The sequence below is a fragment of the Proteus sp. G4415 genome (assembly GCF_963896075.1).
Lineage (GTDB): Bacteria > Pseudomonadota > Gammaproteobacteria > Enterobacterales > Enterobacteriaceae > Proteus > Proteus mirabilis.
Map to the genome: position 1 here is coordinate 1 of NZ_CAWQOK010000162.1, position 7,892 is coordinate 7,892.

Below are 7,892 nucleotides of genomic sequence, written 5' to 3' on the forward strand. Positions count from 1 at the left end.
AAAAAATTGTTATTTAAATGATGATGTTTAATGATCTAAATATAGTAAATCAACTAATGACAATGCTAAACTTCACCTTTAGTTAACAGGGTAAATATCCCCACTACTTTTAAGAGTCTATCGTGAGAACGCTTTATTTTACTGCGCTGACAACAGGCATTCTTTCTGCCATTTGGGCATTTGTTGCTAGCCAATTTGACTTATTAAGTTGGGCTGGTTTTTTAGGTTGCACGGCTTATTTCGCCTACCCTAAAGAAGGTTTTAAAGGCTTAGTCGTGACGATTGCGACTATTATGAGTGGTGTTATTTGGGCATTAGCGATTATTTATGGTAGCCAACTGTTTAATGATAGTGCGGTTTTTGGCTACGCCGTCACCGGTGTAATTGCCTTTGTAATGTGTGTGCAAGCTAAAAGCACATTACTGGCTTATATTCCGGGTACTTTTATTGGCGCATGTACTATTTTTGCCGCACAAGGTGATTTAACACAAACTATCCCTTCACTCATTCTCGGTATTTTATTTGGTTACTCGATGAAAATGAGCGGACTGTGGATCGCGAATAAATCACAGAAGAAAGCCATTTAATCAATTTACCTCACCATGAAAAAGCGGTAACTCTATAGGTTTTATTTCTAGAGCGCCGCTTTCTCTTTTTCACTACTTTCTCCAATGTTTCTCACAGATCACTAATAAACTTTGCAATTGTAGTTTATGGCTATTTAGGTCAAAAAGGAGGCTAACCCATAAAAATGTAACAAGGAGTATCGCGATGACAACAACACAATCTACTGATTACAATATTATTGTCATGTCAGATCCACAACCTTGGCGTCTAGATCTAGATAATAATGACCCCAATAATGATCAATCCCGTTGGGAAACCACCGTAAAAAGCGTTAGAGACAGTATTCAAGCATTACACCGTGAAAAATCTTTTGCTTTTGGCATTATAAATGGTGACTTAACAGAATTTGGCCGTCGCTCCCAACGTGAAAGTTTTCGTGCACTGTTTGCCCCTTCACCTTTAGGATTTAATACCTATGTTGGACTTGGTAATCACGATTATCAAAACAATGTGGGTGACTGTGCAGAGCCGAGTAATGCCGATTACAGTATGAATGCCTGTGCAAGAGGCATGGTTTTTGATATGCACTACCGTATTGAAGAGTATCGTAATTATGCGACTTCAGGTAATTTTAGATACGATAGTAGCGAATATTCAGGTAGTAAGGCTTACTCTTGGGAATATGGTGATATCCATTTTGTGCAATTACAAAATTATCCCACTTATCATGTGGTGCTCGATCACTGGTCAGCTTCAACCATTAATGTCACAGATTCTATTGATTGGTTAGAAAAAGATTTAATTCAGGCGCGAAATAGCAATAAAACCATCATATTAAACTTCCATGATGGAAACCAACACTTCCCAGAAAAATCATCTCAAGAAGAGCTGACCTTCTTTAAATATATGCTAGAACATTACGGGGTAAAGGCGGTATTTGTTGGGCATACCCATTATGTTGGTCAAGATAACCGTTATGGTGGCAGTGAGATCTTCGGCGATGTCCCAGTTTATAATAGTGGTGCGCTATTTAAAGGAGATTATTTAGCCGTAGAAATCCGTGGTACAGAATTATCTATCACTGTTTATAACGGCTTATCAGGTACACCTCAATTAATAGAAAAATGGAATTAAATAATACTACGTCAGAGAAGGAGTCTCTTTTATGCATTTAAATCCGTTAAAAATATCAATAAGCCCTTCGTCACTCCCCTGTACTCAACCTTTAACCTGCATTGAATATGAGGACTTAAAGGATGGGATGTTAGATATGATTAATCGCAACAGTAATATATTACCCACTGTTGTGGATGAATTTAATCAACAAGATCCGCTTAATGCGCCTATTATGGTGGGTGAAGTGGTCGTGGGTCATATCATTGGTCTAATACCTGTTGTTGGGGGGGTACTTTCAAAAATTACTTCCGCACTTTTTGGCCTCATGAATAAAAATATGAAAGATAGCTCGTTAGCTGAGCAAATTATTGCCCATGTCTCTCGTATTATTGATGCTAAAATCACTGATAACAATATAAAAATCATTAAACTCACAACAGAAGGTATTAGCGACGTTTATCAATTATTTTCAGATTCTCTCGCTCGTTACCTTGACCCCAATGTGCATTATTCAGAAACACAACTACGAGATTTACGGGAACAAGTTCTTAACCGTTTTGATGATGTGATTTCGACAATTATTGCTCAACAACCATTAGTATTAAATTTAGCACAATCAGCAGGATTGCCCTTTTATTGCCACTGTTGCGCACTTTTTGTCGCCGCCCATTGCGATATATTAACCAATAAAGAAAAACTTGCTCTGGAAGAGGATTATTTCAAAAATAATCTAAAAACATTAAGAAACAGCATTGATAAATTTAACGCCAATATTCATAAAGCGATTTATCAGCAGACCTCCCAAGTTTTTAAAGATGATTATAATAAATGTAATACTTTTTTAGTGGGTATCTATACTTCTGGTTTATCTTTCTATCAAACTTGGGTTAAACGTAGTTTTGAAATTGAATTTACAACCCCCTTTGCTCGTTGGAATAGCTTAGAGCTTTATGGAAATGACTATAGCCATGATCCAAAAATCAGTTATTACAAGACTTACGTTGAGATGGGAAAAGATATATTACATAGAACATCCATGCTACAAAGTATTGAATCCTACTCTCATATTGATGCAGTGATCCGTTTAAAACAGAACTACTTAACACCTGAAAAAGAGGTAGATAGTTTTCAATATGAAGGCTGTAATGGCGTGGCAGGAGATAGCCATGATGTTATAAAAAGCGACACATTTTTTACCCCAGACAGTCAGAAAGCCTATCTGTCACCAACACAAATTTTACCCTCCGTTCGCTATATTTCTGACACACCTTGGGGAGGGTTAAAATATATGGTACTTGATGATGTTAACAATAATAGTTTTACTATCGGTCAAGGTAATCGAGATAATAAATCGTATCTTAATATTCCTGGCTACTGCTTTAATGGCGTAAATCTTTATTTAAGTCGTCACAATGGAAAAAGCTGTCAAGCTGACTCAGGAGCTTGGTTAACCGAATCTGCACCTATATTTCGTTTTTATGATGGTTATGCATCCTTACCCCTTGACACTAAAAATCATTTACCCACAGCAAAAAAGAGCTATGAACTCGATTTAAATCATGGGTTTATGACTCAACTAAGCAAAGCTCAATATGGCTATAGTGATATGTTAGTGGGGAAAAATTGTATTTTGTTAAATCACGATGCTTATTTTTGTTTACCATCCGAAGAGCCGATTGGCAAAGTAGGTTTATCACAAAAAATCACCTTGTTATTACAGTGTGCAATTACGCAGGAACAATCATTAGCTATAGTGGCAAGAACGGGCGATGCGACCCAAGGCACTATTATTGGTTCTGCTGAATTTAAGCTCACCACAGATCAAGATAATATTATTTATAAAATAACCCCATTACTTAATCATCCTATTTCCGATAATAAAAGTTATTTTTATACTTATCAAATTGATTTATCTTGTATTTTTAGTCAAGAAGATCAAAAAAATCTCTATTTTCATCTCTATTTCTTTGAGCCTAATACCTTGTTGGCTGATATGACTGTTTTATTCTAATGTTTTATTTCCATAAAATACCTAAGTGTAATATTGACTTAGGTATTTTTTATTCAATTTAATTGAAATTTTAACGAGATAGTTAAAGGATCAGATAAGTTATTAGGTTTCGGGCCAATTGGTTTTACCCGTTTTACCGCGGCAAGTGCAGCATTATCAAGAGATGCCACCCCTGAGGTCTGCTCAAGTACAACGGATGAAATATAGCCTTCATCGGTTAATGAAAAACGCACAACAACCAGCCCTTCATCTTGCATACGACGAGCTTGCGCAGGATAGCGCTTATGACGCTCAATTTCTCGGCGCAATAAACTGATATAGTGATTTTCAGACTCTCCCTGCCCAATACCATTTTCACTTAATGCACGACTGCTCCCTGCCAATGAACTCGCGGTATGCTGTGTTAAGTTTTCTGCTGATGGTTGTGATGTACTTTGAACTATGTTGTGATTTGTTAAATCAGGTAGTTTTATAGGTACTGTTTTGTCTACTACTGGCTGTTTTTTTACCTGTTTTATCGCTTTAGGTGTTATTGGGGCCGGTTGTTGTTGACGCTTTTTTGCGGGTTGTTTGGGCGCTTCAATAAACTCACCGTTCTCACTTCTTGGTAGTGCAATAGGTGGTTGTTGTGACTCGATCTTTATTCTCGGTTCAATCATGGTAGTAGATTGTTTAGGTGGCGAAAACATCACCTGATAGACCGATAATGTATTTTGCTGTTGCTGATCAATATGGTGCGCACTTTCTGTCATAGACCATGAATTAAGTACCCAACTCAATAAACTGATATAAACTAATGATATCGCAATGAGCCAATAATAAATATTAAGTGGCTGTCTGACAGAAAGTGCCAACATAAATAAAACTCCTATTTTATCTTTGTATTAAAATTGGGCTGTTACACCTAATCGCAAACTTCTTCCTGGTGCCGGCATACCAGAACGAGTCAGCGGATCAATGTAATATTCATTTAATAAATTACTTCCTGTTATTTCAAAAGATAAATTGGGGCTATATTGATAGGTTGCATAAGCATCAATAGTAAATACTTTTGCCCAACGCATCGGATTATTATTTATGCCAAAATAGCTATTAGGTAAATTTTCTTTAAGCCATTTTTCATCTTTATTTTCAACTTCTGATGAATAGAGCCAGCGACTACCTAATTCTAATTTATCATTTAGCCAGCGCGTGCCTAAATGTAGGTTAACTGAGTATTTAGGCTGCATTGAGGTGCGCAAAAATCCGCCAGGGTATCCCCCTGTCATACAGTTTTTAATACCCGATAATCCTGATGCATCAAGCTCATAAAAAGCATTTTCATCACAGACTTTATTTTTATGGCTATACACTAATGCGGTATCAAAGAAAATAAATCCATTATCAAACCGGGCTTGTAACTCTACACCTTCTAATATTTGTTTTTCTAACTGTCTAATTTGCCAATTAGCATCTCTATCAAATACATTTTCAATGTTCGTTTTAAAGTAATTAATTTTAATATCAGCGTGGCGCTCTATATTCAACCAATGCGTAAAATCAACAACCACACCAAACTCACTGCTTTTGGCTCGCTCTGGCTTTAACTTAAAACCATAATAGCGAGCTTTAGAGCCTGAAAAACCACTGGTATCTTCAAATAAGTTAGGCAAACGCAATTGCTCAGTATAACGGCCATAAAAACGCACCATATCGTTGGCATAAAGGGTGGCAGAGATTAAAGGGGAAAATGCGCCATGCTGATAGCTAGGCTCCAGTGCGTAGGGATCTTGAATATCTTCTGATAGAGAAAATGCCTGAGGATTAATAACATCTTTTTCAAAGCGATAAACTAACTCCCCCGTCACTGGATGAGGGACTTTTTCCTCCATATCAAGAAAACCATTAAGTAAAATATTCTTACTCTTAGATAGCACGCCATTTTCATCAAATAACCAAAGGCTAAACTCTCTTTTCATCGGGATGGCTTTAGCGCGTTTTATTTGCATCTTTCCATGGTTATTACGAAGAAAATCTTCATGCTCCATATCATGCTGTATTCTCTGAAGATATGGCCTAGCAACCTGCTCCTTGATTTCCTCTAGCAAAGCGCCACCTTCAGGGTAAACTAAAACCGCTTGTTGAAAGTCTCTAATTTTTTTACTCAGCTCAGCAGAATTTCGGTAATTTTTTAACTCGTCAGGTAAAGTATCGACATCAATTTTGTTAACCGCGCGATAGAGTAAATACTCTTCTGGCGTTAATACTCGTCGATAAGAGATCAGATAACCGCGGATAGGGGCTGTTTTCTCGTAATTTTTAACCCTATTCTTCCGTTTATTATTTAAAAAGGTATCCGTCAGATGATAGTAATGATATTTACCGCCAATATTCATCGCAAACCAAGGTAATGGTTTCCAATCTGTGGCTAACGCTAAATTGACTTCATGACGTTGCCCTGCTCGCCCCTCGGTCACGAAATCAAAACCCATGGGAAGTTCAAGCTCATGACTATCTAATTTTTCCAATTGATATTGACCGGAAAAAGAAATAGAAAACTGAGGTGATAATTTAAATAACGATGAAAAATCAACACCATAACGATTATTATCTTGATATAGAGAAGCTGTATCTAAAAAGCCTGTATCAATAGAGGGATCCCACCTTGTATTTCTGCTAGCTCTAAAATCAACCATTTTAGGCTCTCTTGGTTTTCCTCCCCGAGTATTAGTATGTCCTAACGTTAAATTGCCCCATAAACGCAGTAATAAATCTGTTTTTTTATCTTCTGGTTTATATTGATAGGTTAATGTGCCTGCTTGTTGTGTAATATTTGCCAAAGGCCATTGATTAACTAAATTTTCTTGATAACGAACCCAACTTAATCGTGATGGCATAATATCGCCAAATAATAAATCGGTGTATCGATAATTAATGGAGAAACGATGCGTTTGTTGTGGAAATAGAATTCCTTTTACTAAAAAAGAGCGGTTACGATTAGATGTATTTGGTACTTCATTACCAGGTCGATAAATATGAGCAATAAAAGGTAAATAAGGCTCAAAATGTCTTTTCCCGTCCATTATATAAACAGAATTAAGCAATTGCTCATCTACTTTACTATACTCTTCTACATTTCTCTTTCCTGCAAAATAATTACCTTTTTCACGTATTGCATATGCAAAAAGTAAATTAAATTTTTCTTTCTCAAATCCTACACCTAAGCGAAATGAATAATCTTGAAAGTTTTCTATTTTACTTTTTTTAGGTGTTATTTCTAATGCAGGATCGATAATATAAGCATTTTGTTGATAGAATTTTGGATAATAACGGTACTCTTCAATCATATTAGTATAAATATCTTTATAGCCTGTGGCATTATTACTAATATCACCTTTAAAATTAATACCAAAAGACTCACCAATGGGCACAATATCACGTATATCTAATGTTTTAATGGCAACCCCTCCGCCAATTCCTGTTTTTATATTAGGATTAAGTGAAGGGCCTTTTTCTATATAGATACTGCTTATCAAATTTGAATCAATATAGTTACGATTAGATGCACCGCTATAACCACGATAAACCGTAATCGCCTGCTCAGTACCATCCACAGTAACGGGGATACGCCCTTGGCCTTGAATACCACGAATATTCGGATCCAATGCTCCTCCATTACGGGCTTCACCACTATAAACACCTATCGCGCTTTTAAATAAATCTGCAGGCGATACCCCTTGATAACGTTCAATAAGGGCTTTACCTAAATAAATATTAGCCACATCCTTTTCATAGACTTGAGCATAACCTTGTTGATCTTTTTCTAAATTATCTGCAACCTGAATTTGTCCAAGATCGGTTGTATTATCCTTCGTCTTGGAATAACTATTGAGAGAAAATAAGGAGAGTGAAACCATCATGGAGACTAACGTACGTTTGTGAAAAAGCACTACATGCATTGTGTTACCTACTTAATTAATAAAGAAGTCATGCTTTAAATTAATTAAAATTGTTTTTCTAATTTAAATAAGACTTCATGCTGCTGATATTGATATAACCAATCCACATTGCTTAATCTACGGGTATAACTTAATTCTATTGCTGGATAAAAACCCCAGATAATAGGTGCTTTATTTTTAATAGTTGTTGTAAAAACAAAGCCATTATCTTTTCTTTTTTTATTTAATAATGGATTATAATTATTAAAACTTTTAAATTG

The 7,892-nt window shown here is 36.0% G+C and carries 6 protein-coding genes; 3 read left to right on the top strand and 3 right to left on the bottom strand.

Annotated features, from left to right (window positions below; genetic code table 11):
• Positions 1 to 122: 122 nt before the first annotated feature.
• The 3 genes from AACU95_RS17530 (at position 123) to AACU95_RS17540 (ending at position 3,694) form a co-directional block, all read left to right on the top strand.
• Positions 123 to 587, top strand: coding sequence for a DUF1097 domain-containing protein (locus tag AACU95_RS17530; RefSeq protein WP_124740922.1), 465 nt, complete (start codon positions 123 to 125; stop codon positions 585 to 587).
• Positions 588 to 771: 184 nt separating this feature from the next.
• The gene (locus AACU95_RS17535; RefSeq protein WP_004246518.1) at positions 772 to 1,701 is read left to right on the top strand and encodes a metallophosphoesterase; all 930 of its coding nucleotides are present in this window, start codon (positions 772 to 774) and stop codon (positions 1,699 to 1,701) included.
• Between the two features lie 31 nt (positions 1,702 to 1,732).
• The gene (locus AACU95_RS17540) at positions 1,733 to 3,694 is read left to right on the top strand and encodes an insecticidal delta-endotoxin Cry8Ea1 family protein (RefSeq protein WP_036971861.1); all 1,962 of its coding nucleotides are present in this window, start codon (positions 1,733 to 1,735) and stop codon (positions 3,692 to 3,694) included.
• Positions 3,695 to 3,747: 53 nt separating this feature from the next.
• On the opposite strand, the gene AACU95_RS17545 is transcribed toward AACU95_RS17540, so the two are convergent.
• The 3 genes from AACU95_RS17545 to AACU95_RS17555 form a co-directional block, all read right to left on the bottom strand.
• Positions 3,748 to 4,551: an energy transducer TonB family protein gene (locus tag AACU95_RS17545; protein ID WP_004249775.1), complete on the bottom strand. Its 804-nt coding sequence runs from the start codon at positions 4,549 to 4,551 to the stop codon at positions 3,748 to 3,750.
• Positions 4,552 to 4,578: 27 nt separating this feature from the next.
• Positions 4,579 to 7,632, bottom strand: a complete 3,054-nt coding sequence (locus tag AACU95_RS17550; protein WP_060555797.1) for a TonB-dependent receptor domain-containing protein — start codon at positions 7,630 to 7,632, stop codon at positions 4,579 to 4,581.
• A 44-nt stretch (positions 7,633 to 7,676) separates the two neighbouring features.
• Positions 7,677 to 7,892 (bottom strand): surface lipoprotein assembly modifier (locus AACU95_RS17555; RefSeq protein ID WP_161737129.1); only part of this gene is annotated, 216 nt, incomplete at its 5' end.